Genomic DNA, 26,706 nt, shown 5'->3' on the forward strand with positions numbered 1-26,706 from the left:
CTCAGGAGGCATATCGTATGAGTGGGTTATACGAAACGGCCTTTCGACGCGTATTGTTTCCAGCCTATGAGACGGGCTTGCGGCGGCGTCGTACGTTGATTTATCTCGACACATACCGGCGCGATCAATGGCTGGCCCGGGAGCAGATCGAAGCGCTGCAATGGGAACGATTGCAACGCTTGCTCGAGCATTGCTATCGCGACGTGCCCTATTACCGCACGCGGTGGCGCGGGCTGGGCATCACGCCCAAGGACATTCGCAATCTCGACGATTACGCCAAGCTTCCCACCTTGACCAAAGCGGATATTCGCGAGCATTTCGACGAACTCAAAGCCGACTCCTGGCGCGATCGTCTGTTATTCAAAGCGACGGGTGGATCGACCGGCGAGCCGATGCGCTTCGGCTTTACACGCGAGAGCAACGACCGACGCACAGCGGTGATGTGGCGCGGCTATGAATGGGCCGGCTCGCGCATGGGGCGTCGCACGCTGTTTCTGTGGGGCGGACCGGTCGGCGATCCTACACGTGCGCATCAGCTCAAAGATCGCATCTACAACACCGTTTTCTCGCGCCGCATTCTCAACAGCTTCAAGATGACCGAAGCGAACATGGCCGAATACGCCGACGCGATCGACCGCTATCGTCCAGACATCATCGTCGCCTACGTTGGACCGCTGGTGCAGCTTGCGCAATGGTTGATCGCCAGCGGTCGCACCATCTGGCAACCGCAAGCCATTATCGGCGGCGCCGAAGCGATGCACGAATTTCAGCGCAATGCGATCCAGCAAGCGTTCGGGGCGCCCGCGTTCAACACCTATGGTTGCCGCGAATTTATGCTGATTGCCGCCGAATGCGAGCAGCGCCACGGTTTGCATATCAATAGCGATCATCTCGTGGTGGAGCTGTGCACGCCGCATGGCGCCGCGCGCGACGGCCAGACCGGCGACGTCGTCATCACCGATCTCTTCAATTACGGCATGCCGTTTATTCGCTACGCCAACGGCGATCTCGCCACGGCGTCTTCCGAACAATGCCCGTGCGGGCGCGGCCTGCCGTTACTGACGCGCGTCGAGGGTCGCACGCTCGACGCGATTCGCACGCCGAGCGGACACGTTCTGCCTGGCGAATTCTTTCCGCATATGCTCAAGGACGTCCCAGGCTTGCAGCGTTTTCAATTGGTGCAACGACGCCTCGACCGCCTCGATCTCTCCATCGTGCGCGGCGCCGGCTTCGACGAGGCCTCGCTGGAATACATCTACCGCGAGGTCGACAAAGTGCTTGGCGACAGCGTGGAACTGCATTGCCATTTCGTCGACGATATTCCGCTTACGCGCAGCGGAAAGCTTCGCGTCACGGTCTCGGAGCTGACACCGTGAATATCACGCATTTCGTCGAAAGCCTGGATCGCGGCGGCCTCGAGCGCATGGTGCTGGAGTTGGTGAAATATCAGCATCGGCAAGGTCATTCGTGCCAAGTGGTTTGCCTGTACACATCTGGCTCATTGGCGCATGAGCTTGACGAGTTCGGTATTGCGGTAAAGGTATGCGGAAAACGCCAGGGTCTGGATCTGTCGGCACTGGCTCAAGCGCGCCGCATGATCAGCAATCACGAGACCGAGGTGCTGCACACCCATAACGCAGTCGCGCATTACCAGGCCGTGCTGGCGACCTGCGGCCTCCCCGTGCGCGTGGTGATCAACACGCGCCACGGCATGGGCGTCAATCGTCGTGCGCGCCGCAGGGAATGGCTGTATCGCGGCGCACTTGCGCGCACCGACACCGTGGTCACCGTCTGCGAAGCGGCACGCAGCGATGCGATTATGCGCGGCATCATTCCGCTCTCTAAGGCGTGCGTGGTGCCAAATGGCATTCGCGTCGATGCGTTCGACACCGCTTCATCGTCGGCGCGCGGCCGCGTCGCGCGCCTGCTGAATCTGCCGGAACAGACCCGCATCATCGGCACGGTCGGGCGCTTGAACTGGGCCAAGGATCAACACAGCCTCATCCGCGCATTCAAACTTGTGCACGAACAAGACGTCCGGACCGCCCTCGTGCTGATTGGGGACGGCGAACTCCGCGCGTCACTGCAGCAATCCGCGGTCGACGAAGGCATCGCCGATTGCGTGCATTTTCTTGGCGACCGCAGCGATGTGCGCGAATTGCTGCAAGGCTTGGATATGTTCGTGCTTTCGTCGCTGAGCGAGGGCTACTCGATGGCGCTTTTGGAAGCAAGCGCCGTCGCGCTTCCGATCGTCGCCACCGACGTGGGCGGCAACGGCGAAATTGTGCGCAATGGGATCACCGGTCGCCTGGTGCCTGCGCACGATCACACGGCCCTCGCGGAAGCGATGATTTCGCTCCTGCGAAACCCGCAACACGCAGCAGCGCTGGGTCAGTCGGCTCGCGCATGGGTAGAACGCTACGGATCGCTGGAAACGATGGCGATGCGCTACGCGCAACTTTACGACGGCTCAAAGGACTGACAAAGGCAATGAAAGTATTGATCCTGACCAACCTGTTTCCGACACCTTGGGATCCGCTGCGCGGCGCCTTCAATCGCCAGCAGTTCGAGCGCCTGGGACAACGCCATGAGGTGGACGTCATCACGGCCATCGATTTTCGGGAGCGGCTCGGCGCTCGCCGCGGCGACGTCAAATCCGCCCATGTGCGCACCGACTATTTCGTGTTTTTGTTCCTACCTCTTATCGGTCGCTCGCTGCTTGCCGTCTGTTGGTTCTTGTCGTTGTTATGGCAACGCGGCCTGAAAATTCGCAAAGCGCACTATGACTGCATGCTGGTCAGTTGGGCCTATCCCGACGCCGTCGCGGTCGGCTGGCTGGCGCGCTGGCTGGGCATTCCTTATGTCGTCAAAGTGCACGGCAGCGATCTCAACGTGCAGGCCAATCATGCGCTTCGCCGTATACAGATTCGTTCGGCGCTGACCGGCGCCGCAGGCGTTGTCGCGGTCAGCCGCGCACTCGCGACCAAGGCGGTCGAATTGGGGACTCGACCCGCGAACGTCCATGTCATCTACAACGGCGTGGACTCATCGATTTTTTCTCCTGAATCGCGCGCCGAATCGCGAGCACGACTGGGCCTTTCCACGTATTCGCCGCTGCTCTTGTTCGTCGGCAATCTGAAGGCTTCGAAAGGTTGTCTCGATTTGCTCGAAGCCTTTCCGGCATTGCTCGCCGCGCAACCCAATGCGCGCCTGATCTACGTCGGCACAGGCGCCGCACGCAACATCCTGCTTGCGCGCGCCAAAGAGCTCGGCTGTCTGGATCATGTCGAATTTGCAGGCGCCGTCGCGCACACGGATCTGGGCGAGTGGTTTCGCGCCGCCGATCTTCTATGTCTGCCCAGCCACAACGAAGGCGTGCCGAATGTCGTGCTCGAAGCGATGGCCTGCGGCACGCCGATCGTCGCCACGCGCGTAGGCGGCATACCGGAAGTCGTGCCGCTTTACGCCGGCATGCTGGTGCCGCCTCATCAACGCGCTGCGTTATCTGAAGCATTGGTCGAAGCCAGCATGCGCCCTTGGAGCCATAAGCACATCGCCGCGCACGCGCGCGGCTATCGTTGGGAGGACAATATCGCGGAGCTGGACGCAATCTTGCACGCCGCCGTCGAATCGCACGCGAGCGCCGGCGCAGGAGCCTCTGCATGAACATGAGGCCGAAAAAACAGCATTGGCTGAATCTGTTCCCGGATGCGTTGGTGCAGACCAAAGGCGCGCGCGAAGGTACGGTTCGTTATCTCACGTTCGATGACGGCCCCGATCCCATTTACACGCCGCCGCTATTGGATCTTCTGGCGAAGCATGGCGTCAAAGCGAGCTTCTTCCTGGTGGGGCAAAAGGTCGAGCAATACCCGGACCTGGTGCAACGCATCCTGGCCGAGGGCCACATGCTGGGCAACCACTCCTATAGCCACTGGTCGTTCAAACGCATGACGACCCGCAAGAAACTCAATGAAATTCTTCGCACCGATGCATTGCTGAGCGCCTTCGACGGACGGCTTCATCATCGTATGCGCCCGCCGCACGGATACGTCGGCGCAGATATTTTGGCGTATTTCGCGATGCGCCGGCGCACCTTTGTCTATTGGTCTTACGACACCCTCGATTATCAAATCGAGCCGACGCGTGAATTGGTCGACAGGCTACGCGCCGATCCACCGCTTCCCGGTGAAATCGTATTGATGCACGACGACAGCGACCGTGCACGCGAGGCGCTCGCCGTGATGTTGCCGGAATGGCTGTCCAATGGATTCACTTTCAGCGCACTGCCACAGGGTGCGTTATGAGAATCCTGTATCACCATCGCACGCGCGGTCGCCATGTCGAAGGCGTACATATCCGCGGCATCGTGCACGCCTTGCGCGTCTTGGGGCACAACGTCTCGATCATGTCGTTTCCCGGAGCCGACCCCGAACATGAGGCGACCGCGCAAGGCAGTTCGAAACGCGGTCGCCTCGCCACTGCTATTACGCGATTGCCCGGCGTCTTGTTCGAATGCTTCGAACTGGCCTACAACATCGTCACCTTCTTCCGCGTCGGCGCCGCGATTCGCCGGCAGCGGCCCCAGCTTATCTACGAGCGCTATTCATTGTTTCTGTTCGCCACGGTCTGGCTGGCGCGGCGGCGCGGCATTCCGCTGGTGCTGGAAATCAACGATTCGGCCTTGGTGGATCGGGTACGGCCGTTGCGTTTGAAAGGTTTGGCAAAGCGCATCGAAGGCTGGTGCCTGCGTCATTGCACCGGACTGGTGTTCATATCCAGCTACTTCCGCGATCAGGCGCAAGCCGCGTACGGACAGATCGCACCATCGGTGGTGACACCCAACGCGGTCGACCTTTCCCGGTTCGATCCTTCGCGTTATGACGTTGCGGCGTTGCGCGCCGAGCGTGGACTGACGGGCCGCATCGTTTGCGGACATATCGGCGTTTTCGCACATTGGCACGGCGTCGATGCGTTTGTCGAAGCCATTGCCGCACGTTTGGCCGAAGTGCCCCAACTGGCCTTGGTGTTTGTCGGCGACGGGCGAACATTGCCGGCGGTGCGCGAGCTCGTCGCGGAACGCGGATTATCGGACCGCGTGCTGCTACCCGGCCGCGTTGCGCACGACGAGATCGCAAGCTGGATCGCCTGCATGGATTACGCCGTGCTGCCCAACTCCAACCACTACGGCTCGCCGATGAAGCTGTTCGAATTGATGGGCATGGGTGTCGCGGTAGTTGCGCCCGATTACGCGCCTGTCGCCGAAGTGATCGGCGATGGCGATACCGGCTGGCTGTTCCCGCGCGGCGAGATAGCCGCTTGCGTGCAGCGCGTGCTCGACTTGGCCACCCAGCAGGACGAGCACCGCAGAGTGGGCGACGCCGCGCGACGCTACATCCAGCGCGAACGCCAATGGCGCAACAATGCGGAGCAATTGCTGACGCTTTTACCGGCGGAGGGTGCACGCTGATGTGGACGATCGCACTACTGACCGCGCTTGCGCTGGTGTTGATGCTGGCGATTTCCATCGCCTTCGCCTTGCGTGCACGCAATATGCAAATCTGGATCGGAAGTTATCTTCGACGCCGGCCGCCACGTGTGACCGATAAGCCGGTCCATGTGATGTTCTGCTTTGTCGATCATTTCGAACCGGCCTGGGGCAAGGCGGATCTGGCTACGCAACGCGCGCGTGTCGATCGCTGGTGCAACGATTACCGCAAACTAGCCAACACGCATCGCGACGCCGACGGACGTCCGCCACAACACACCTTCTTTTATCCCGAGGAAGAATACCTCGAGGAACATTTGCAAAAGCTCGCAACGTTGTGCGCAGACGGCTTCGGCGAAATCGAAGTTCACCTGCATCACGACAATGACACACCCGACAACTTTCGCGTGACGATCGACCGCTTCAACAAGGTTTTGCACGAGCGCCACCATGCTCTGCCGCGCGATCCCAAAACCGGTGAATTGCGATTCGGCTTTATTCACGGCAACTGGTGCCTGGATAATTCGCGCGCCGACGGGCGTTGGTGTGGCATCAACAACGAGTTGATCCTGCTGCGCGAACTGGGTTGTTACGCCGACTTCACCCTGCCCTCCGCGCCGAGCGAAACGCAGACACGTATGATCAACGCGATCTATTACGCCAAGGACGATCCTACCCGACCTAAGTCGCACAACACCGGCGAGCTTGTCCGCGTTGGCGGCAAGCCAAGCGGCGACCTGATGATCGTGCAAGGTCCGCTTGGCTTGAACTGGCGCAGTCGTCGTTTTGGCATCATTCCGCGTATCGAGAATGCCGATATTCGTCACGCCTGTCCGCCTACGCCGGATCGCGTGGATGCATGGATCGACACCAGCGTGCACGTCGAAGGACGTCCCGAATGGATCTTCGTCAAGATACACACGCACGGCACGCAGGAGCGCGACATGGATACGCTGCTCGGCGACGCCACCGATCGCATGCACCGTTACCTGGAAAACACGTACAACGACAGACGGCGCTACGTGCTGCACTACGTCACCGCGCGCGAGGTTTACAACATTATCAAAGCCGCGGAAGCAGGCTTGACCGGAAATCCGCACGACTATCGCGATTACGAACTGCCGCGCCCCGGCACCGTAATCGCCGCCCAAGCGCAAACCGCGTGACGTAACGCCATGAGCAACGACCTCGTCAGCGTGATCATGCCGGTCTACAACGCCGACGCCTGGCTGCAACGCGCCATCAACTCCGTACTCGTACAAAGCTACACTCGTCTGGAGCTGATCGCCGTCGACGATGGGTCTAGCGATCGCTCACCGGAACTGTTGGCAGCCTTTGCAGACATCGACGCACGGGTGCGTGTTTTGCGCCAACCGTCCAACGGCGGCGTAGCGGCGGCGCGCAACGCCGGCATCCTTGCCGCGCATGGCGACTATATTTCGTTTCTCGACGCCGACGACTGGTGGCATCCGGCCAAGTTGGAGCGCCAATTGGTCACGATGCGCAAATCGGATGCCCTGATCAGTTACGCCTCGTACTGGCGCGTCGCCGAAGATGGCCACGTGCTCAGTAAGGTGACGCCACCTGCCGAAGTGGATTGGCAGGATATGCTCGCGAGCAACTTCATCGGCAATTTGACCGGCATGTACGCGCGACGGCTTGGCGACGCGACGTTTCAGCGCATCGGTCATGAGGACTATGTGTTTTGGCTCGAGCAGGTTAGGCGCGCCGGCCGCGCTGTGTGTGTGGAATCGCCCGAGCCATTGGCGTGGTATCTGGTGCGCGAAAGTTCGCTATCGGCCAATAAATTGCGCGCCGCGTCCTGGCAATGGGATATCTATCGCAACGTCGCAAAGCTGGGAATGATGCAATCGGCATACTTTATGGCCCGATACGTGCAACACGCAGTGCTAAAACGTCGCGCCATCTAAACACACGCAGGAGCGCTATCAAGCGGCCGCCTTCTCCGACTTGGCGCAAACAATCCACGATTCCGTCGTCGCCAATACTTCGTCCGTCTTTCCACCGAACCGCGCGTCTACGGCCATTCGCCCGTTGCGCAGCAATTGCAGCGACGGCTCATCGATCGTCGGCTCGGCTGCCAAAATGCTGTGGCGCGCCGATTTGAACAGCGCCAGGAAATCGTCGTGGCGCAAACGGTTCATGTACATATAGCGATTTCCCGCGTAGCGATCCCACTGCGCGTCGGAATATTGCAGGAAATTAATCGGCGATATCCGCATATCCGAGTGCGAAAAATGATCGGAGTAATCGACGCGATGAACAAATAATCCGGTATTGCTGATGATCCGATTGCCTTCGAGAAGGATCGCAAACAACACGTCGCGCGGAATATGCTCGAATACGTTGAAGGACGTATGAAAATCGATCGCCCCAGCGTCCAGGCCGGTTCGCGTCGCATCGCCGGGCGCGATATAAACGATCTGGCAAAGATCGAGCAGATGTTGTAGCTCAAAAACATCCTGACGCTGCAAGTCGAGCAAGGCTTCGAATCGATTTCGATTAAGTCTCGGACCGAACAGCACCTGCATTTCCTGAGCGTGGCTGGCGATGTATTGCAGACACTCCTTTGTCAGCTCTTCTTTCATATAGGGATTCAGATCGATGGTCACGACACGCTTGGCGCCCATCAACCAATACGCCAAGGGAGTCATGGGTACGCGCCCTGTCCCCACTTCAAAAAACGTTCTATCGAATGGATCGCGGCCAAGCTTTTCGATTTGTCGCCACGTTTCAATCCCCGCCCTCAACCGCGCCACCGGATTGATACGGCGCAATCCACCGAAATGACGCTGGAGCCAATAGTACGTCGCGTACGAAGACTCCGACGGCAAACGCGATACCGCGTTTTGAAGTGTTGCTTTGGCCTTCCAATGCATGACAGGACCCCTGTGTCCGCGCCGATCAGGAAGACGCCTTTGCGGTCGCGCCGTGCAGGCTGCTTAAGCCTCGCATCAACGTGCGCCCCGCAGGACCGAGACGATTGGTAACCATCGTCATCAACTCATAATCTTCGTCGCTCCAATACCGCACCAGAAAACTCGCGGGCAGGAAAATACCCACGAAGATCAAGCCACCGGCGATAAAGCCGAAACGACTATGGATCACATCCACCACCAGCCACGCGGTAGCCGTTGCGACCAGTGCGGCGGCAAACAAGCGTGCCATCGGTACAACGGGCAATCGGCCACTGGTGGCTTTGCGCAGATAGAAAATCGCCAAGCCGAACTCGGCGAAGCGCGTGCCTGCGTAAGTGATCATCGCGCCGGCCAGGCCGAAGCTTGGCACCAGTGCGATGCCGAGCAACGCGTTGACGGCCAACGCAAGTATCGAGATGCGCACACGATCGTCCTGGCGATCGACGACGATCTGAAAAGCGCCGATGCTGTTGCTGACCAACAGCAACCCGGCAAGCACGAGCATGGCTTCAATGGTTGGAATCGCCCCGACATAACGGTTGCCGTACATCAAGGTGACGATTTCGGGCGTAGTGACCAGACCGATACCGGCGATGATCAAACCCATGGCCCAGTAAAACCGCGCCGCCTCCGTAAGCAGGCGCGCGGCCTGCTCCGTGCCGCCCTTGCCGAACGACTTGGCCATATAAGGCAGCAACGTGGTGGTGAGACCAACGGAAAGTAGTTCGACCGCGCCACGCGTCAGGGTGGTGGCAATGGCGAAAAACCCGACCGCGGTAGACGTCGCGAACGTATTCAGCAGAAACACTTCGATCGTGCTCGAGCGCAGCGAAATCAGCAAGACCAGCGCCGCTGTCAAACGCAGATGCCGCGTGAGCCGCTTGCTGACGTCCTCCGGAATGGGGCCCTTGGAAAACGGCCTGCAATACCGATGAAAGGCGAGTCGATTGATCAAGTTCAGCATCAGGCACGCTACGGCAAACAGCGCGAAGAACGACACCATATCCGCGTGCGCCATGGTCGCCGCGGTAATCAGGGCGACATTGATCACGCCGGAAAGCACGGTCGCAATCGATACGGGCTCGAAACTCTCCTGCCCTTTTTCGATACCCACCAGCATGGCGTAGTTTGCTTTGGAAACGACTGCGACAATCACCAGGACAATAATCGGCCAAAGCGGTTGCTGCCATTCGGAGGGGCGAATCATCAGCACCGAGGCGACGAACAGCACCACGACGATAAGCGAACTCAGATTCTGGTATCGACTCAATCGATAAGCGATATGCGACGCCAGATCGGGCCTACTTGCCCCATCCGCCTCGGCGATAAACTTCGTCGACGACGTCGTCAACGCATGATTGCTGCAAGTCATCAACCAACCGCTCAACCAGACGGTAAAGGCGTACCGACCGAAGTTCGCCGGACCGAGCGTGCGCGCGATCCAGATGCTGACGACCAGACCCAACGCGTATTCGACGTAGGTGGAAACCGAGACCAGGGTGACGCTTCGCAATACCGCTAATCGCTGCTTCATGGCGTCACGCTTTTGGCCAATGTCGAGGTTGCGCCGCTGCCAGCCGGCTGCCGGATCAACCACGCGACGACGCCGCTGCCGCGATTGTTCCAATTGAATCGCCGCAAGGGATCGGCAGCTTTTGCGCACTCGATGTTGTAAGACGACGCCAGCGCGTCAAGCCGATGTTTCAATGCCGCGCTTTGCTTGGGATCTTGTTCGAAGTAATACGCCGCGGCGACCGGCAATGCGATCTCAACCGTATGCGCGTCGCTATACCAGCCGTCCGTTTCCTCGATATGCGACAGTGCTTTGGTGTCCGCATGCGACGACGACCAGTACCAAGCAATCTGGCCATCCGGTCCGGAACACGGATTGCGCCAGTCGTGTTCGAAATGCAGCAGCTCCGGTTTGATCCAGCCGTATTGCTCCAAATAACGACCAAATCCGGTGATCATGGTCGGAATGCGCGAATCGCCGGTAACCAGCCACGCGTGCCATAAACCATCGACGATATTTTCCGTCATCCATGGCGACGTGCCGCGAACGTCTTTCGACGGATTCCACGTATCGTCTTCGTGAACGTCCCAACTGTTGCGCCAAGAACCATCGTTGCCCAGACCGTCCGGATTGCTGCGTTGATGGTCATAGAGCCACCCGATGCGATCGTTGACGCGCTCCAGATAACGGTGATCGCCTGTCAACTCATAGGCGCTGACGGTCTCAAGCAAGCCCAGACCCGTCATGCGCTCGGTGAAGTGTTGCGACGGAGCGGTATAAGGTCCCGGCTCGTTGCCCCAGCCGCCGTTCTTCCACAGCGTCATCATTTTATCGACGGTTTCAAGATCGTGTTCGCTGTCGTCGCCCGTTAGCGCGAGCGCTAGCAAAATAGGCTCGACATAAACGTATTTCACGTCGCACGGTTTTTTGTTGTAAGTCCATCCGCCGGCGCAAAACGGGCTTATCGCCAAGCCATCCCGGCGGATGTACTTCATATAAAAGTGATAACTGAGGTCGGCCGCCTGCAGATAATCAAAACGACCCGTGCGGATATAGGCTTTGAAAAGCGTCGACGGCCGGTCGAACAGCCATGCCGTCGGATCGTTTACCGGCAACGGCTTGGCCCATTCGAATTGCGTCGAAACGTAATTGGCGTAAGCCTCATTCGGCGGCGCCGGAATCTGAGGACCGGCAATCAACGAATTGCACAGCCATACGGGACTCAACGTCGCCAACGCCGCAGCAACCTTCAAACCGTGTTCGCCCACGACCAGGCCGTTCGCATATGGCCAGCCAGGCAGATCCTGTTGTCGAGGCTTGCCGATAGAAAAATAAAACGTTTGCGCAGCGTCGCCCGGGTGCGCATGAAATTGTGCGCGTACTGCACGAATGCTGTCGTCTTTGGCATACCACAGCAAGGTCGTTTGCACGGCCGCAGGCACTTCGGCGCCACTCTCATCGAGAATGCGCAATTGATGTGGGTCGCGCAATACGCCGGGCGAAAAAGGAATCCCGACGGACACGAGCACATCATCGTCCTTGCCAGCATTCCGCTGCACGACAATCCGTTGATCCGGCGTTGTGTCCACTGGCGCTTTGTGCGGAGCCGCTGCTACATGGCGCGCACCGGCAGCGAACGATGTACCGCTTGTCAGAATGATCGCCATACCCATCATGACCAAGGTCAAGCAGCGGCGAGCAGGCACGATCATCGCTCCCGGTTCGAACCGCGCCGCGATGGCCATTGATCGCACTGTATCCATTCAAGCCACCGATGAAAGCGGCGCACGCCGGTACAGCAGCTGCTGCTCCCAGCGCAGCGCCGTCTCGACGATAAAATCCAGATCGTCGTAATGCGGCTGCCAGTGCATCACGTGTTTGAGTCGGTCGCTACAGGCGATCAGCCTGGGAATGTCGCCAGGACGACGCGGCAGCTCGATGACGTTAAGCGGCTTGCCACCTACCCGCGCGACCGCGTTAATCACTTCGCGCACGCTGTAGCCATGCCCATAGCCGCAATTCAGCGTTAGCGAATGGCCGCCACCGCGCAAATAATCGAGCGCGCATAAATGCGCAGCCGCAAGATCGTCAACATGGATATAGTCGCGAATACCCGTGCCATCCGGCGTGTCGTAATCGGTGCCAAAAATCGACAAACTTTCACGGAGTCCCACAGCATGCTCGCAGCACACCTTGATCAGCAGCGTCGCGTTCGGCGTGGAATGGCCGATACGCCCCTCCGGATCGCAACCGGCCACATTGAAATAGCGAAGAATCACATGCCGCATCGCGCCGGTGGCGCTGTGATCGCGTAGCATGGTCTCGGACATCAACTTGGATGTCCCATAGGGATTGATCGGACGGGTCGGCGTGTCTTCATCGGCGACGCCGTTGTCTGTGACGCCGTAGACGGCCGCTGTGGACGAGAAAATGAAATTTTCAATGCCCGCGTCCGCGCAGCAGGCAAGCAAGTTGCGCGTATTGCAAGTGTTGTTGCCGTAGTATTTAAGCGGATCGCAAACGGATTCGGGCACCACGGTGTGCGCTGCAAAATGCAGCACCGCATCCACGTGATGGACCGCCATCACATGGCTGACTAAACCTTGGTCGCCGACATTCCCGATCACCAATTCGGCGCCCCGCACGGCTTCGCGAAAACCGGTGCTTAGATTGTCGATCACGACGACATGTTCGCCCCGCGCCACCAATTGCTGGACAACATGACTGCCGATATAGCCGGCGCCGCCGGTAACCAAGACTGTATTCATGACGACCCATCCGCTGTGACGGGAAAATTCTGGGAAAGCCAATGCTCGACGCTGTCCAGCAGACGACTGCGATCGCCGGCGAAGATGTACGTGTGATCGGCTTCCTTCAGAAAACGCGTAAAAACGTCGGGATGCCGCACGACCCGACCGAAACATTCGCGAAACTGCCGCGCATGATTGAAATACTGGCTGATGCCGCCGCTATAGATCAGACACAACTTGAGTCCGCGTTCGAGCATGCCGGCGAAATCGGCCCGTACGACCGCTTGCGGCAAGGGCGCCACCGTAAAGGCAGGCTCCGCGCTACCGGCCTGCTGCGCGTTACGACGCGAAAGCATGCGCACCCAACGTTTCACGTCCAACACTCGCGGAACGTAATAGCGCAGCCGATAGCCCAGCGTGCGGTAGGCATAGCCGTCGAGAAACACCGCGCCGACGACATGGGGATCGGTGCACGCCACCATATGCGCGCTTTGCGAACCGGAGCAAAGCCCAATCAACACGAATTGCTTGCACGCCGTCTGCTCGCCGAGCAACGTCATGGCATCGGCGACGTCGGCGCAAATTTGCTGCTTGCGCGTCTGTGATTCGCCGCTGGAAGCACTATCGCCGATCGTCGAAAGATCGAAGCGCAACGTGGGATAACCGTACGCATTCAGTCGTCGAGTCATCTCGACGTGAAGTCGAAACGGACCGATCCGGTGCACCAACCCGGCATTCAGCACGATCACGCCCACCGTCTTGGGCTCGGTCGACGGCGGCAATCCCGCGATGCCGACCAAATGCCGCGCACGTCCAAAGCGGAAGGCTTGTTCCTCCATCACGCCGCCTCCCGCACGTGCTGCGTCACGGCTTGAATCAGCGGATGCGAGAGAATCGCCACCTCGAGCCGGCGTGAGTCGTTCCAAGGCGTGTGAATATCCAGCGACCGGGTCATCGCGGCGTCGACCATAAAACCGTTCAAGCGACGCGGCGCATCGGGCGAAAGCGAGTCGAGCAGAAGCGTCGGCACGGTCGGGCCGTCGACATGCATAGTCGTGATCTGCTGGCGAAGCCGTTCGCTGATTGCAAAGCCAAGCCATTGCGCGGCAGCGTCGGCGGCTTCGCGCGGCACCATAAAGCGCTTGTCGTCGAAGCACAGCGCCGATTGCATGATGTCGAGCTGCGCGGCGTACGTGCGGCCGTCCAAGACGGGGTCCCATGCCACCACACCGGCAAAGCGGGCTTGCAACGCCGCGGCCAGCGCAATGCTTCCGCCCAAGCGCGCGCCAAACGCAAACACGCGATCGGCGCCGCTACGCGCGCGCAACTCGTCGGCCGCCACAACGGTGTCGGCCAGACAACGCTGCCAGTCCATATCCACGCTGTCCCCAGCCGAATCGCCCGTGCCGTAATAGTCGAAACGCAAAACGGCGATGCCCTCGGTCGCCAGCGCCTGCGCCAACTGCCGATACAGGCGATGGCATCGAATCTGGTCCTGGCCAAACGGCGGACACAACAGCACCGCCTTCCGCGCCGTCGCGCCGGATGCATGGAATAAACCAAACAGCGCACGCTCAGGCCCGAAGAAAAACGGCAACTCGGCCTCGTTACGCGCGCTCATCGCCGGAATACCACGCTAAAGAACACTTCGTTCTCGTGATAACTCTGCGCGACCGCATCGCTATTTCGGATCTGACGAATATAGGAGACGTGCCAGCTCCAATGCGGCGTCATCTGATGTCCAAGATCGACGCCGTAGCGATAAGTTTTGTCGGTACGCACAAACGACGTGTATTTCAATTTCTCTGCATTGATAAAGCCGGTAAGCGCCGTGTTGGGCGTCAGGCGATAATTGAGACTGATCGTGCCGCCGCGCGTGGATTGATCGAACGTTGGATTATTCAGATACCCGAGCTTGTCGTACGACGGTGTCACCGACAATTGAAGACGTTCGTCGTGATACGTATAGGTCGCCTGAAGCGTCCGCTCCAGGTAAACCTCCGAATCGATCACCAGATTGCCCGTGCTGATGCCGCCGCCGGGGTTGTAGAGGAAATCGGTCGGATTTTCGTCCAGCACATTGACGACGCTTTGCCCTGGCTGCAGAAACATGTCTTGCGCGGCGTCCGAAAACTGATATGCGCCGTAAGCAGTCAACGATTGATGTGGACTGAATTGCCACTGCACATTGACCTTACCCATGGGCTTGGAGTCGCCGTGCGCATGATCGAAGTCGATCCGCGACCAGCCGCCCAACACATCGATATCGAGGTGCGCCAACGTACTCGTATATCGCGCATACGCCTCGTCGCGCGTGTAGTTGGGAGTCGGAATCGTTTCGGAGACGCCATCGACCGATTCGACAGAAAAGCCGTTGTCGAATCTCACCCGCTCCGATTCGGCATTCAGCGAAAGCGTATCGGTGGGATTGAGGTCGCGAAACAAGCGAAACGCCGCCGAGCCCCGGCTCGAATTGAAATCCTTAACCTTCGACGCGTAACTGTTGAGATAGTGCAGCTCTACCTGCGCGCGCATGACGGTACCGAACTGCAAATGCAAAGTCGGACCGAGCGACAGCACATTGGTCTGCTGCCGGTTGTTCGGCGCATTGCTTGCCAACGAATCGACGGGCTCGACGCCGGCATAATCCTCGACGGTAAAGTCCAAACGCTTCGGCAGCACGGTCCAATTGGCCTGTCCTGCCAATTGTGTCTGCGTCTGATTGGCGAACTGATTTCCCAGGTAATCGTTGTACTGAAAAGTGCCGCTTACGTTGGCCTGCAATATCGAACCCAACTGCGAATAGCTGAAGTTGAAGCCGGGCGTAAAAACGTTCTGGCTGACTGGGTTGTTGTCGCTCAACGTAATGTTGTCGCTGTGCTCGATGCTTCCAAAGATCGAGTAATTGAACTGCGACGCCCACAGCGCACCCGGCACAGCGGCAAGCGCAAGCGTCATAGCGCGAGCGAGCGTGATGGATGCCGGCATGTTTTCCCTCCGGTGATTGCGGTCCGTTGAATACGCTGGAAGTCAGTCGCGCGTGGTGTTACGTCGACTGATTGAAAACCACCCCTGCCAACTTGCTCGCATCGAAATTGGCGACAGCCTGATTGACGGCGGCCGGCGTATCGCGCCCATAGCCCACGACGACAACCACGAAGTCGGCAACATCCGACAGAATGCGTGCGTCCGGCGACCCCTTGATGGCCGGACCATCCAGAAACAAATAGCGATCGGTGTAGCGGCAGCGCAGCGAATCGAGCATCGCGCGCATGCGGAACGAAGAGAAATATTCGCCGCCGTTTTCGCGCGACGTGCCGGCCGGAACCAGGCGAAGGCGCGGAATGCCGGTCTGATAAATAATCGATTTGAGTCCGCGAATGGGATGCTCGAGATAATCGATCAAGCCGCCCTTCGCAGGATCTACGCTCAGCGCCTTGTGCTGATTCGGATAACGCAAATTGCAATCGATCAGCAAACTCGTTTTCGCTTCATCAAACGCGAATGCCGCTGCCAAATTACGTGCCACGAAACTGCCGCCCGAATGCGGACTGACCGATACCACCAGGGTGATGAAATTTTGCGTGCCCGCCAGCTCCAGCAAGCGCGTGCGAATCTCGCGAAACGCATCGGACTGGCGACGCACCGAGTCTTCGCGATGGATCAAACGTCGCTGTTCCAGCTGCGCCGGCGCCAGCGCGCGGCCGCCTTCCGTCATCAACGCAATCGAATGACCGGCCGAAGACGGATCTTCGGCATGGCGCGCAGCGGCCTCGAGCATCTCGTCGCGGCGGTGGGTAAAAATACTTTCGTCCTTGGCGCTCATACTCAACCCTTGTGCCGGATCCAGAACAGAATCAGGTAAAACGCGGCGACGCCGACGACGATCAAGATCAACGTCGCGTTATGCAGACGGTCGCGTCGACGATCGCGCGGGGTTGGATAGAACGGAACCGTCGCCAGCACGCCCGAACCGATCGCGCGCTCCAACTGGGCGAGTGAACGCACCCGCGGATCGAAGCGAACCAACGCGAACAACAATCCGAACGGGATGGCGAGCGACAACACCAAACCCGCCGCGCCGAAATGGATAAAACGCAAGCCAGACGGCACCAGCGGCATCACTGCAGGATTTTGTACGAAGAACGCCAGGCCGCGTTGCTCGGCGTCGAGATTCATCGACACGCGCGCGTTTTCGCGACGCTTCAACAGATCTTGGTAGACATCGCGATTGACGTCGTAGTCGCGCGTCAGCTCGGCGGTGACGTTTTCCGAATTGGAAATGCGTTTGCTGCGATCGAGCTCAGTAGCCAGCATCGACTCGCTGGCGCCGATGCGCGCCTGAGCTGCTGCGGCATCGCCTTCGGTGGCGGCCAGCTGAATCTTCAGCTGCTGATACAGCGGATTCATTTGCACCGTGCTATCCAACGGGATCGGCGTACCGGCCGCTTGCGCCGCCTGTTTGCGCTGATCGGACAAGGCCATTTGCTGGCGCAAATCCTGTATCTGGTGACGGATGCGAATCACATCCGGATATTGATCGGTGTAGGTGAGCAGCAACTTGTCGAGCTGACTCTGCAGATCGGCTAGCTGAGTGTCGTAGATACCCTGCGTGGTGTGCACCGCATTGACCTCCGATTCACCCGACAGCTGCGCCTGCAACGCGGCGGCCTGCGAGCGCTTTTCGGTCAACTCCAATTGCGTATTTTCGATTTGCGTGCGCAACTGGCTGATGCGCGAATTGGTGTCGGCATCGCTGCCCGGCCGCGCGTCCGCATTGGATTCCCGATACGTTTTGAGTTTGTCTTCGGCGTCCGTCAATTTGTGGCGGTAGGTTTCCACCTGGCTGTTGATGAACTCGTAGGCGTCGCGGCTTTCGCGCTGTTTCGAAGCGAGGCTTTCGCTGATGAATAGACGCCCAAACTCCTGCGTCACCACGAACGCGCGCCGCGGGTCGGAATCGGAATAACTGATCGTGATCAGATTGCCGTGCGAGGTCTGCACCTTGGTGCGAGAGCGAATGCCCTCGATGATCTGATCCTGTTGAATCGGCGTGGGATGCGCCGCCATCCAACCGCCTGTCACCAGGATCTGATCGAGCACCTTGCGGCTGAAAATCACGTTGTTCGCGATGCCGGCGCGATTGGCGTTGGCGGTCGCGGAAGCCGCGCCTTCCATCAGCGGCGTGATGATGCTGCTTTCCTGCGCCAGGATGGTGATGGACGCTTCGTATTTCTTCGGCCAGAACATGCCGACCACCAAAGCGGCGACGGCAATCACGGCAAAAGCGATGCCCAAGGCCATGCGTCGCCGACGCGCCTCGGTCACCAACGCAGGCAGCATGCCGCCTAGAGGTGCAAGTTCTCCAACCATGACATCCCTACCCCCTTACTCGTCCCTAATATCCAACGTTCCAAAAACACTGAGCGCGCGATCAGAACGCGCGTTGCGGCACCGTAATCACATCGCCCGGTTGCACCGGATAGTTGTTAGCGAGATCGCCTTGCTGCAGGATTTTTTCCAGATGCACGGAATAGGAAACCGGGCTCCCGGCCTCGCCTTTGCGATACAGCTCGGTACGGTCGGGCGCGGCAAATTCGGTAATGCCGCCGGCGGCCAACACCGCATCGAGCACGGTCATGCCTTGGCGATATGGAATCGAAATCGGCGTGCGCACCGCACCGGTGACTCGCACCCGCGACAGGTATTCGTTGCTGCGCAACGCAATAAGAATGACCGCCACTTGCGGGTCGCGCACATACGACTGCAGCCGGTCCTTGATCTCGGCGGAAACCTCGTCCGAGGTCTTGCCGCCGGCCACGACATCGCCAATCAGGGGCACCGTGATCTTGCCGTCCGGGCGGACCGGAACGCTCACGCTAAGGTCCGGATTGTGCCAAACCGTGATTTGTAACTGATCGTCCACACCGATGTGGTACGTGGTTACAGCCTGCACGTCCGGGTTGAGCTTAGGGGGGTCGCCAGACCCGCCCGTCGTCGCGCAGGCGGCGAGCAGTAAAGGTAGGAACAGCGAAAAACAACGACTGAGGCTCTTCATAGCTCTCTCGGCCGATGATCAAAAGTGTGATCCCTGTCTCATAATATGCTATTGACAAGTGACCAAAGCAATACACAGCCTTCACAAAAAGGTGACTTTATTTTTTCAAAGCTGTCGATTTGGCACGCTTTTTGAGCTTTCCTTAGCCGGCTTCACCCCGCCGCCTGGGCATTCCCTGGCGACCACGCCGAATACACGAAAGCGGTGCATGGACGATTTGGAAGTTGAAGATCGAGGACGTCGATGGATCTGTTTGAAAGCCTGGTCTATCCGATCAATCAAGCGGCGATTCTTGCCGCCGTCGGTCTTTGCGTTTTATGGCGCCGACGCTACCGCGCCGCCTTCGCGATATTTGCGTTCGGCATTTGCTGGCTATGGTTGTGCGCCACGCCTGTCGTGGCCACACGCTTGCGCGATTCGCTGGAACGCAGCTATCCGCAACGCGACGCATCCACGTACGCCAAGGCTGATGCAATCGTGATTCTGGGTGGTGGCAACTTGCCGCGATACGACTTGGACTCGAATGCGGACGAAACATTTAGCCTGGCGACGCGAATCGGTTTCGGCTTGCAGTTGTTCCGCGACGCGCGCGCGGACATGGTGCTGCTTTCCGGCAGCGACCAGGCGTTGCGCATGGCGCGAAGGCTGCAATCGCAAGGCGTACCGGTCAACGCCATGCAGACCGAATGCGCCAGCACCAATACCCATGAAAACGCGGTACTTTCCGCCGCCCTGCTCAAGCAGGCGAAGCGGCCTCGCATCTTGTTGGTGACATCGGGTTTTCATATGCCGCGCGCGGCAGCCGCGTTCGCCAATCAGGGGCTCGACGTGATTCCCGCGCCCGCGTTCGACCCGGTTTATCCTTCTTGGCAAGCCCATCCTTGGTGGCCGAAACGATCCGCTTTGCGATTGAGCGGTCGCTGCCTGCGCGAATATGCGGGAATGTGGTGGTATCGGCTACGCGGGTGGACCTGACCTATCCAGTCAGCGCGGCTCACCGACAAACATCGCAACCACTCCCCGCACCGAGGGGTTTAGCGCCAGCGCAATCGTCGCGTCGTCTTGGTCCGTCGCCAGATGCATTACACGCAACGGCATCGGCTGATCGAGCACCGGCTCGTTTTGCGCAAGATTTACATCAATGGTTTGCAGGTTGTCGCGTAAACCTTCACCGGTGGCTTTCAAGACCGCCTCCTTGCGTGTCCAGCAGCGCTTAAACAACGCCAATCGATGCTCCGTTGGCGCCTGCTCGATGTAGCGACGTTCGGTTGGATGCGTAATAACCTCGATAAGGTCGCGATAGTTCTTCATCCGTACAAAGGTTTCGACATCGATTCCGACCGAATCATCGCGATGGACGATGCATGCGACCCAGCGCCCCGAGTGCGACACGTTGTATGCGTGCGCGTCGGGCAGAAAAGGCTTGCCACGCGCACCAACGGAGATCTCGCACGGCGTCGATATACCGCACGGGCGAACGAAGTGATGAACAAGATTGCGCCCTAACACAAAGTTGTGGCGATCCCCAGGTTGGCGGTAACGCGCAGCGCGTTCGCGATCTTTATCAGTCAATATCTGATCGTCGGCGAATGCTTCCATGCCATGCAAAATCGCCACGAAAGCATAGTCTCGCGCTAGTGCGTCGTCGCAGGCATCCCGCGCCTCCTGCCATAGCGCAGACGGCGCTGCTCTAACGATATGAATCGGGCACGTTTCGCCGTACGTATTGGCCGGATCGTTCATGGGCGCGCCTAACCCATTCCAGGCATAACGCAATCGTTCCAGCGCGCCAGCACATGGCCGATCAACGCCGAGCGCTGCGTGTTGAGATAAAAGTGATCGCCGACAAAGCTGTGACATGTGAAACCCGGCGTCGACCATCGCTCCCATTCCTTCATCAATTCCGGCGGGATATGCGGATCGCTTAAGCCGGCATACGCCGTGATCGGAAATCGAAGCTCGCTGTTTTCAGGCGCTGCGTAAGTGTCGATGACATTGAAGTCTGCACGCAGCACCGCAAGCACCATGTCCAAATATTCGGGATATTCGAGCAATTCTTTCGGCGTGCCGCCGAAACCTTCCAGCGCGCGCAACAACTCGGCATCGCTCAATGTCGCACGCGACCGTTCCTTTAAACACAACTGCGGCGCAAGGCACGCCGAAACGAAGAGACGTGCCGGCTCAGGAAGACCGCGACTGCGCAACTGCGAGGCCACTTCAAAACCGATCACCGCGCCAAGACTGTGACCGAAAAAAGCAAATGGCAGATCCAGCGGCATAACCTCCACCAGCATCGCGGCCAACTCGTCCATGCGATCGAGCGGCGCTTCCGCAAAGCGCGTTTCCCGACCCGGCAAGACAACCGCCCACACTTCCGTCGTCAACGTGATATGCCGATGCCAATCCGCGAATAACGACGGACTGCCACCAGCGTGGTGAAAACAAATCAGGCGGCGGCGTGCGCCGGAGTTCGCGCCGAAACGCCGAAACCATCGGCCTGTATCTGCCGCACTTGCCCGCCTATTCACCGTCACGGTCAAAGTCGCCCTGTTCCCGCCTCACCGAGGCTACGCGCGCATCTTAATCCCCAGTCGGCATTGCGCGTTAAGGCATTGCGTTGCTGACGACGTCGTGAGCGCTGCCATGCTCTCGCAAGATTTTCAGCACATGCTCAATCGCCTCCGGCCGATCCGGCACTTTGTGATCGGAGCGAACGATCAACGTGGTCGTGGAGCCTGGAAACAGTGCGCTGCTCAATGGCACATAGCCATCGCCGGGCGGCTTTACGCCTGGAAGCACACCGGCAATGGTGTCGTAGCGGATGCCGGGTGCCGGCATCAACTTTTCATCCGCCAACGTGACGGGCTCCTCGGGCCGCAAACTGGTAATGCTGGTGATATGACCGGTCCGGAAAATCGCTTCTAGCGCCGGCTGAATAGCTTTCGGATTATCGGCGACGATGCGCATCAGCCCCGTCATTTCTTCGATATGTCGCCAGGCTAACAACCCAACCAAACGTCCCAGCAAACCCTCTGCCGAAGGACTCCCGCGTTGCGGCGCGGCCATAAAGATAATTTCGTCGACGCCTGGATACGGCTTGAACTGAAAGACATTCTTGAGCGTCGCCAGATCTCTGGCATTCGCGTGCAGGCTTTCGAACGGCGCGGAAAACGCCGCATTCCACACCTCCGGCGTACTCTGCGCGCACAACAATCGTGCGATCACGCCGCCCATGCTGTGCCCGATCAATACGACACCCTGTCGCGCTGGCGCGTGGCCGTCCGGATCGACCACGCTCCACGCGTTATCGATGTAATGCTGAACGCGATAGCGCTCCACCAGCAACGGCGCATTGCTTTGATACACGATATGCCATATCTGATAGCGCCGATGAAGTTCGGGATCGCCCATGATCGCGTTGCTCAATCGCGCCCAGATCAGCGGACTCCCAGCGACGCCGTGGATCATGATGATGGGCGTTTTGTTCGGATCATAATCGTCTAGCAGAAACAATCCCGATCGCTTCCCAACCTCCGCACCGCCGATCATGCCCCACCACGCCAGTCGCTTCAGGGCTGTTCGCTCCAGCAATTGGGCGAATGGCGCCGACATGTCCTCGGCTAGCGCATAGCTATTGTTTCCAGTCACGTGATCGGGCTGCAGCACGGGATTTTGCAGCACCAGAATCGGCACGTTGTCATGAGCATCGCCACCCGACGGCGCTTCCAGCCACATCGTCTCCGGTCGAAACACGCCTTCCGGCGGATAAAGTCGGCAGATAGGGCGATCGGTGCACGGCAACGCGAACGCCACGATCGGCACGCCAAAACCCGGATGCTGATGACGAGCGCCATCCAAGGCGTCCATCTGCACTTGGTCGGCCGGTTCGATATAGAAGCTTTTGCCAAGGCTTTCGGGCATGCCCCGTAATTCGACGCGCACGGCGATATTGTCGACCGACACCTGCCCCATCGATACCCTGATCGGACCGCCCTGCGCCACGAGATCGAAAAACGCGCGACTGCATTGCGTCGCAAGCAAACCTGCCGCCGTGTTCGTCGCAGCCTCGCTCGCGGCCATGGCCTGATGCGCGAGCGTTGCGCAATGCAGCCACGCCTCCGCTTGAATCCGAGTCGATTGCCCTCGAATCGCATCCGTTTGCCATTGCTGCGCTTTATCGATAAGCGCCTGTGCGGAAACGCTGGATGCCCGTTCTCCGCCGCTCGATGCGCACCCCAACAGGCACGCCGCCAAAATCATCCAGACAACGCACGCCAGCCTGCGCAGGACGGATTGCCGGTAAACCAAGCGGCATCGATTCATACGAATCGTCATCGTCCTTTGCTAAAAACCGCGTTATCTTCGCGAGGCCACATCCGAAGCGCTCAACGTACCATTCTGGCCACCAAAATGACTAACGACGTAGTTTGAAAGCGCCGCAATCTCGGCATCCGAATAAGCACTGCCGAACGACGGCATAAACACGCGTTGACTGCCAACCTGCAATTGCGAGCCATGAAGAATGATCTGCGTGGCATTGACGGCGTGCGGATCGCGCACGCCACGCGTACCCGCCAACGTCGCGTAATCCGACTCCCGCCCTTGACCGCTGTCGAGATGGCAACCTGAACATGAACCTGCAAACAGTTGCTCGCCAAGACTTGCCTGCGCGCTTGCGTTCGGCTGATTTGCTTCCGATGGCGCGCCGGACGACACGGAAATGCCGTTGGATTGTGGTTTGACATCTCTCAAATACGTCACCAACGCCGTAACATCGGATGGCGTCAGATATTGAAGACTGTTCTGCACGACCTCGCCCATCGGTCCGGAAGCGGTGCCGCGACCCGCGGCATGCCCTTTCGATAAATAATCGGCAAGCTGCTGATCGCTCCAATCGCCGATGCCGTGTTCTTTATCGGACGTGATGTTGTACGCCCTCCAGCCCTGCAATTCTTCGCCGGCAAACACCTCGCTCGAACTCATGGCGAAAGCGACATTGCGAGGCGTATGACATTCGCCGCAATGACCTAGCGCGGTCGCGAGATACGCACCGCGATTCCAAGCCTCGGACTTGCCTTCTTCAGGCTGGAAGCGCTGCTTCTTGAGGAACAACGCGTTCCACATGCTGAGCGTCCAGCGTTGATTGAACGGGAACGACAGCTCGTTCTTGCGTGCGGGCGCTTGCACCGCCGGAAGACTGAAAAGATATGCCTTGATCGCCAGAATATCGTCGCGACTCAATGCCGAGTACGACGTATAGGGAAACGCCGGATATAAAGGATGACCGTCCTTGTCGACGCCTGCGTGCATGGCGCGAACGAAGTCGTCGTCACTCCAACTACCGATGCCGGTGTCCTTGTCCGCCGTGATATTGGGCGAATAAATGGTGCCGAATGGCAAGGTAAAGGCTAAGCCACCGGCAAATGGAGCGCCTCCCGGCGTCGTGTGGCACGCCACGCAATCCGCTGCGCGCGCGAGATATTCGCCGCGAGCCACGACGCCCTTGTCCGCTAAATCGATCGGAGTCCCCGCCACTTTCGGTTGCGCTGCCTGCTCGTCGCCCGTGTGGGTAACGGTCAACAGCGCGTACGCGCTGAAAAGAATCGCCACGACCACGACAACGCCAATAAGCCTGATTAGCAGGCGTCCTATTTTCATGACACCCTCCCTGCTTGCGGAGCGATATCGGCGGGAGCATTGCTCTCTGGCGAAACGGCCGACAGCACGGCTTTGAGGGCATCCTTGTCTTGCACCAGCATCGACGTATCGATCGGCAATTGCCTGATACGCACGCCCGTGGCTGCAAATATCGCATTCGTCAGCGCGGGCATCGCCATCACCGTGCCAGTTTCGCCAATACCGCCGGGCTGTTCTTTGCTCGGCACAATATGCACTTCGATCGGCGGCGTCTGGTTGATGCGCATAACGCGGTAGTCGTTGAAATTGCGCTGCACGACGGCGCCCTGCTTCAGCGTAATGCCGCTATAAAGCGCCGCGCTCCAGCCAAACACCAAGCCGCCCTGAATTTGCGCCTCGACCGTATTCGGATTAATCACCGTGCCGCAATCGACCGCCGCGACGGCGCGCTTGAGGCTGATCTCACCTTGCGGCGACACTTCGACATCGACGATCACGCACAGATAACTGCCGAAAGGCGCCGCGAGCGCGATGCCGCGTCCTTGCCGCGCAGGCAGCGCTCCCTGTCCCCAGCCCGCTTTTTGCGTCGCCAGATCGAGCACGCCGCGCACGCGTGGATCGTTACCCAACATATCGCGGCGATAACTCACCGGATCTTGTCCAGCCGCGTGCGCGAGTTCGTCCACAAAGCTCTCGACCACAAACACGTTATGCGTGGGACCGACGCCCCGCCACCAGCCAACCTTCATGCCTTCCGGAAAATCGTGTCGCACCCATTCGGAGCGTAAATTGGGAATGTTGTACGGCAACTCCGCCGCGCATTCGACCAAGTCGGGATCGAGTCCATTCTTGCCCATGGCGACAGGCGCGAACGAAGCCAACACCGATGCGCCCGTCGTGCGATCGATCCAAGCTTGCGGCTTGCCCTTGTCGTCGACCGTCGCCGAAATGCGGTCGTAATACGCCGGACGATAGCAATCCTGCGCAATATCTTCTTCGCGCGTCCAGATCACCTTGATCGGATAATCGACCTGCTTGGCGAACGCGACCGCCTGCCCCACCGATTCTTCAAATAGGCGCCGCCCGAAAGCGCCGCCGATGTATTGATTGTTGACAGTGATTTTTTCCGGCGGCAGTCCCGTTACCTTCGCCGCGATATCCGCGCAGCGCGCCACGACTTGCGAGCCCACCCAGATTTCACAGCTGTCGGGTTGAACGTGCACGAGCGTGTTGATGGGTTCCATCGGCGCATGCGCGAGCAGCGGAAGCTGATAGGTCGCCGAGATCGTTTTTCCTTTCACGTCATCCGGGTGACCGATTTCTTTCGCCACGATGGGCGTGCCGTGCTCGGAAGCATTCGCCAGATCGGCGAACATCTGCTCCGTGGTGAAGTTTGCGTTGACGCCACGATCCCATTGGATATCCAGCGCATCGAGCCCCAATTTCGCTGCCCAAAAATGCTCGCCGACCACGGCAACTGCATTGTCGATCTTCAATACTTTGACGACGCCAGGGATGCGAAGCGCGCGTGCATCGTCGACCGAGACGACACGACCGCCAAAGGCGGGACATGCACGCACGGTGGCGATCTTCATGCCGGGCACGCGCACATCCATACCAAATTGCAGCGAACCGTCCACTTTGCCGGGCGTGTCCACGCGGCGCAGCGATTTGCCGATCAGCTGAAAATCCTTGGGGTCTTTCAACGGCGCTTTCGACGGCGGCGTCACCTTTGCCGCGGCGTCGACAAGCTCACCATAGTGCAGCGTGCGGCCGGTCGGCGCATGTGTCACCACACCTCGCGCCACAGTGCATTGCGCCGGATCGACTTTCCAACGTTGCGCGGCTGCGTTGACCAACATATAGCGCGCCGCAGCGCCGGCATCGCGCATCGACGTCCAGCAATAGCGGACGGTTGTCGATCCGCCCGTGGCCTGCTCGCCCAACAAAGGATTCGTATAAAGCTTGCGATCCGGTGGCGCGTGTTCGACGGTGATTTGATCCAGCCCGACATCCAACTCTTCGGCCAACAGCGTCGCCTGCGCGGTGTAAACACCCTGCCCCATCTCCACATTCGGCATCACCACGTGAACGCTGCCGTCATCGCCCACGCGCACGAACGCGTTGGGCGCAAAGAGAGGATGATTTTCATCCATGCGCGCGCCGTTGCTCATTCCCCAAACGCGACTGGCGCCGCCAAGCCACATAAAGGCCACCACCAAACCGCCACGCTTGAGCATTTCACGGCGCGAAGGGCTTTGCAGATCGACCTCATCATGAGCGTGATGAATAGGTGAAGTCATGACAGTCTCTCGATCGATAAT

At 59.1% G+C, this 26,706-nt stretch carries 23 protein-coding genes; 8 read left to right on the plus strand and 15 right to left on the minus strand.

Translation table 11 applies throughout. From position 1 onward, the window contains the following. Nucleotides 1-17 precede the first annotated feature (17 nt). From L0U79_RS12620 to L0U79_RS12650, 7 genes are read left to right on the plus strand one after another with little or no spacing between them, the layout of a single operon-like run. Nucleotides 18-1,376, plus strand: coding sequence for a phenylacetate--CoA ligase family protein (locus L0U79_RS12620; protein WP_233842626.1), 1,359 nt, complete (start codon nt 18-20; stop codon nt 1,374-1,376). Further along, nucleotides 1,373-2,482 (plus strand): glycosyltransferase, encoded by a 1,110-nt coding sequence (locus tag L0U79_RS12625; RefSeq protein ID WP_233842627.1) that lies wholly within the window; start codon nt 1,373-1,375, stop codon nt 2,480-2,482. Before L0U79_RS12620 ends, L0U79_RS12625 begins: the two co-directional genes overlap by 4 nt. An 8-nt stretch (nt 2,483-2,490) precedes the next feature. Further along, nucleotides 2,491-3,666: a glycosyltransferase gene (locus L0U79_RS12630; RefSeq protein WP_233842628.1), complete on the plus strand. Its 1,176-nt coding sequence runs from the start codon at nt 2,491-2,493 to the stop codon at nt 3,664-3,666. Beyond that, on the plus strand, nt 3,663-4,304 hold the full coding sequence (locus L0U79_RS12635) for a polysaccharide deacetylase family protein (RefSeq protein WP_233842629.1): 642 nt from the start codon (nt 3,663-3,665) through the stop codon (nt 4,302-4,304). The genes L0U79_RS12630 and L0U79_RS12635 overlap by 4 nt, the downstream gene beginning before the upstream one ends. Then, complete coding sequence (locus tag L0U79_RS12640) at nt 4,301-5,467, plus strand: glycosyltransferase family 4 protein (RefSeq protein WP_233842630.1); 1,167 nt, start codon at nt 4,301-4,303, stop codon at nt 5,465-5,467. Before L0U79_RS12635 ends, L0U79_RS12640 begins: the two co-directional genes overlap by 4 nt. Further along, complete coding sequence (locus L0U79_RS12645; RefSeq protein WP_233842631.1) at nt 5,467-6,651, plus strand: hypothetical protein; 1,185 nt, start codon at nt 5,467-5,469, stop codon at nt 6,649-6,651. The genes L0U79_RS12640 and L0U79_RS12645 overlap by 1 nt, the downstream gene beginning before the upstream one ends. Before the next feature lie 9 nt (nt 6,652-6,660). After that, the gene (locus tag L0U79_RS12650) at nt 6,661-7,416 is read left to right on the plus strand and encodes a glycosyltransferase family 2 protein (RefSeq protein ID WP_233842632.1); all 756 of its coding nucleotides are present in this window, start codon (nt 6,661-6,663) and stop codon (nt 7,414-7,416) included. A gap of 18 nt (nt 7,417-7,434) precedes the next feature. On the opposite strand, the gene L0U79_RS12655 is transcribed toward L0U79_RS12650, so the two are convergent. The 10 genes from L0U79_RS12655 to L0U79_RS12700 form a co-directional block, all read right to left on the minus strand. Beyond that, nucleotides 7,435-8,160, minus strand: coding sequence for a hypothetical protein (locus L0U79_RS12655; protein WP_233842633.1), 726 nt, complete (start codon nt 8,158-8,160; stop codon nt 7,435-7,437). Between the two features lie 250 nt (nt 8,161-8,410). Beyond that, nucleotides 8,411-9,958, minus strand: a complete 1,548-nt coding sequence (locus L0U79_RS12660; protein WP_233842634.1) for an oligosaccharide flippase family protein — start codon at nt 9,956-9,958, stop codon at nt 8,411-8,413. After that, nucleotides 9,955-11,700 carry a hypothetical protein gene (locus tag L0U79_RS12665; RefSeq protein ID WP_233842635.1) on the minus strand — a complete coding sequence of 582 codons (1,746 nt, stop codon included), beginning with the start codon at nt 11,698-11,700 and terminating at the stop codon, nt 9,955-9,957. Before L0U79_RS12665 ends, L0U79_RS12660 begins: the two co-directional genes overlap by 4 nt. Then, entirely contained in the window at nt 11,701-12,705 is a 1,005-nt protein-coding gene (gene galE / locus L0U79_RS12670; RefSeq protein WP_233842636.1) for a UDP-glucose 4-epimerase GalE, read from the minus strand. It lies immediately after the preceding gene. Then, the gene (locus L0U79_RS12675; RefSeq protein WP_233843901.1) at nt 12,702-13,526 is read right to left on the minus strand and encodes an alpha/beta hydrolase; all 825 of its coding nucleotides are present in this window, start codon (nt 13,524-13,526) and stop codon (nt 12,702-12,704) included. Before L0U79_RS12675 ends, galE begins: the two co-directional genes overlap by 4 nt. Further along, nucleotides 13,526-14,308 carry an alpha/beta fold hydrolase gene (locus L0U79_RS12680; RefSeq protein WP_233842637.1) on the minus strand — a complete coding sequence of 261 codons (783 nt, stop codon included), beginning with the start codon at nt 14,306-14,308 and terminating at the stop codon, nt 13,526-13,528. The genes L0U79_RS12675 and L0U79_RS12680 overlap by 1 nt, the downstream gene beginning before the upstream one ends. Further along, nucleotides 14,305-15,675, minus strand: a complete 1,371-nt coding sequence (locus tag L0U79_RS12685) for an outer membrane beta-barrel protein (protein ID WP_233842638.1) — start codon at nt 15,673-15,675, stop codon at nt 14,305-14,307. The genes L0U79_RS12680 and L0U79_RS12685 overlap by 4 nt, the downstream gene beginning before the upstream one ends. Nucleotides 15,676-15,733: 58 nt before the next feature. Continuing rightward, nucleotides 15,734-16,513 carry a polysaccharide biosynthesis protein gene (locus L0U79_RS12690; RefSeq protein WP_233842639.1) on the minus strand — a complete coding sequence of 260 codons (780 nt, stop codon included), beginning with the start codon at nt 16,511-16,513 and terminating at the stop codon, nt 15,734-15,736. 2 nt (nt 16,514-16,515) lie between these two features. After that, nucleotides 16,516-18,060, minus strand: coding sequence for an XrtA system polysaccharide chain length determinant (locus L0U79_RS12695; protein WP_233842640.1), 1,545 nt, complete (start codon nt 18,058-18,060; stop codon nt 16,516-16,518). Nucleotides 18,061-18,121: 61 nt separating this feature from the next. Continuing rightward, the gene (locus L0U79_RS12700) at nt 18,122-18,745 is read right to left on the minus strand and encodes an XrtA/PEP-CTERM system exopolysaccharide export protein (protein WP_233842641.1); all 624 of its coding nucleotides are present in this window, start codon (nt 18,743-18,745) and stop codon (nt 18,122-18,124) included. A gap of 243 nt (nt 18,746-18,988) precedes the next feature. On the opposite strand from L0U79_RS12700, the gene L0U79_RS12705 reads away from it, so the two are divergent. After that, nucleotides 18,989-19,720, plus strand: coding sequence for a YdcF family protein (locus tag L0U79_RS12705; protein WP_233842642.1), 732 nt, complete (start codon nt 18,989-18,991; stop codon nt 19,718-19,720). 9 nt (nt 19,721-19,729) lie between these two features. Here L0U79_RS12705 and L0U79_RS12710 read toward each other — a convergent pair whose 3' ends face one another. The 5 genes from L0U79_RS12710 to L0U79_RS12730 all read right to left on the minus strand — a co-directional run bounded on the left by L0U79_RS12710 (nt 19,730) and on the right by L0U79_RS12730 (nt 26,685). Next, the gene (locus L0U79_RS12710; RefSeq protein ID WP_233842643.1) at nt 19,730-20,488 is read right to left on the minus strand and encodes a 4'-phosphopantetheinyl transferase superfamily protein; all 759 of its coding nucleotides are present in this window, start codon (nt 20,486-20,488) and stop codon (nt 19,730-19,732) included. 8 nt (nt 20,489-20,496) lie between these two features. Further along, nucleotides 20,497-21,279, minus strand: coding sequence for a thioesterase domain-containing protein (locus tag L0U79_RS12715; RefSeq protein ID WP_233842644.1), 783 nt, complete (start codon nt 21,277-21,279; stop codon nt 20,497-20,499). A gap of 70 nt (nt 21,280-21,349) precedes the next feature. Further along, complete coding sequence (locus tag L0U79_RS12720) at nt 21,350-23,080, minus strand: alpha/beta hydrolase (protein ID WP_233842645.1); 1,731 nt, start codon at nt 23,078-23,080, stop codon at nt 21,350-21,352. Nucleotides 23,081-23,101: 21 nt separating this feature from the next. Next, a complete protein-coding gene (locus L0U79_RS12725; RefSeq protein ID WP_233842646.1) occupies nt 23,102-24,403 on the minus strand; it encodes a c-type cytochrome in 1,302 nt (433 codons plus the stop codon). Then, entirely contained in the window at nt 24,400-26,685 is a 2,286-nt protein-coding gene (locus L0U79_RS12730; protein WP_233842647.1) for a xanthine dehydrogenase family protein molybdopterin-binding subunit, read from the minus strand. The genes L0U79_RS12725 and L0U79_RS12730 overlap by 4 nt, the downstream gene beginning before the upstream one ends. Between the last annotated feature and the right edge of the window lie 21 nt (nt 26,686-26,706).

This window comes from Dyella sp. 2HG41-7 (assembly GCF_021390675.1).
Classification (GTDB): domain Bacteria; phylum Pseudomonadota; class Gammaproteobacteria; order Xanthomonadales; family Rhodanobacteraceae; genus Dyella_B.

Coding starts and splice junctions, on each gene's coding strand:
- L0U79_RS12720 (WP_233842645.1), bottom strand. CDS start 23,080: ATGACGATTCGTATGAATCGATGCCGCTTGGTTTACCGGCAATCCGTC.
- L0U79_RS12635 (WP_233842629.1), top strand. CDS start 3,663: ATGAACATGAGGCCGAAAAAACAGCATTGGCTGAATCTGTTCCCGGAT.
- L0U79_RS12660 (WP_233842634.1), bottom strand. CDS start 9,958: ATGAAGCAGCGATTAGCGGTATTGCGAAGCGTCACCCTGGTCTCGGTT.
- L0U79_RS12725 (WP_233842646.1), bottom strand. CDS start 24,403: ATGAAAATAGGACGCCTGCTAATCAGGCTTATTGGCGTTGTCGTGGTC.
- L0U79_RS12675 (WP_233843901.1), bottom strand. CDS start 13,526: ATGGAGGAACAAGCCTTCCGCTTTGGACGTGCGCGGCATTTGGTCGGC.
- L0U79_RS12620 (WP_233842626.1), top strand. CDS start 18: ATGAGTGGGTTATACGAAACGGCCTTTCGACGCGTATTGTTTCCAGCC.
- L0U79_RS12700 (WP_233842641.1), bottom strand. CDS start 18,745: ATGAAGAGCCTCAGTCGTTGTTTTTCGCTGTTCCTACCTTTACTGCTC.
- L0U79_RS12650 (WP_233842632.1), top strand. CDS start 6,661: ATGAGCAACGACCTCGTCAGCGTGATCATGCCGGTCTACAACGCCGAC.
- L0U79_RS12705 (WP_233842642.1), top strand. CDS start 18,989: ATGGATCTGTTTGAAAGCCTGGTCTATCCGATCAATCAAGCGGCGATT.
- galE (WP_233842636.1), bottom strand. CDS start 12,705: ATGAATACAGTCTTGGTTACCGGCGGCGCCGGCTATATCGGCAGTCAT.
- L0U79_RS12630 (WP_233842628.1), top strand. CDS start 2,491: ATGAAAGTATTGATCCTGACCAACCTGTTTCCGACACCTTGGGATCCG.
- L0U79_RS12730 (WP_233842647.1), bottom strand. CDS start 26,685: ATGACTTCACCTATTCATCACGCTCATGATGAGGTCGATCTGCAAAGC.
- L0U79_RS12680 (WP_233842637.1), bottom strand. CDS start 14,308: ATGAGCGCGCGTAACGAGGCCGAGTTGCCGTTTTTCTTCGGGCCTGAG.
- L0U79_RS12695 (WP_233842640.1), bottom strand. CDS start 18,060: ATGGTTGGAGAACTTGCACCTCTAGGCGGCATGCTGCCTGCGTTGGTG.
- L0U79_RS12645 (WP_233842631.1), top strand. CDS start 5,467: ATGTGGACGATCGCACTACTGACCGCGCTTGCGCTGGTGTTGATGCTG.
- L0U79_RS12690 (WP_233842639.1), bottom strand. CDS start 16,513: ATGAGCGCCAAGGACGAAAGTATTTTTACCCACCGCCGCGACGAGATG.
- L0U79_RS12710 (WP_233842643.1), bottom strand. CDS start 20,488: ATGAACGATCCGGCCAATACGTACGGCGAAACGTGCCCGATTCATATC.
- L0U79_RS12640 (WP_233842630.1), top strand. CDS start 4,301: ATGAGAATCCTGTATCACCATCGCACGCGCGGTCGCCATGTCGAAGGC.
- L0U79_RS12685 (WP_233842638.1), bottom strand. CDS start 15,675: ATGCCGGCATCCATCACGCTCGCTCGCGCTATGACGCTTGCGCTTGCC.
- L0U79_RS12655 (WP_233842633.1), bottom strand. CDS start 8,160: ATGACTCCCTTGGCGTATTGGTTGATGGGCGCCAAGCGTGTCGTGACC.
- L0U79_RS12665 (WP_233842635.1), bottom strand. CDS start 11,700: ATGGATACAGTGCGATCAATGGCCATCGCGGCGCGGTTCGAACCGGGA.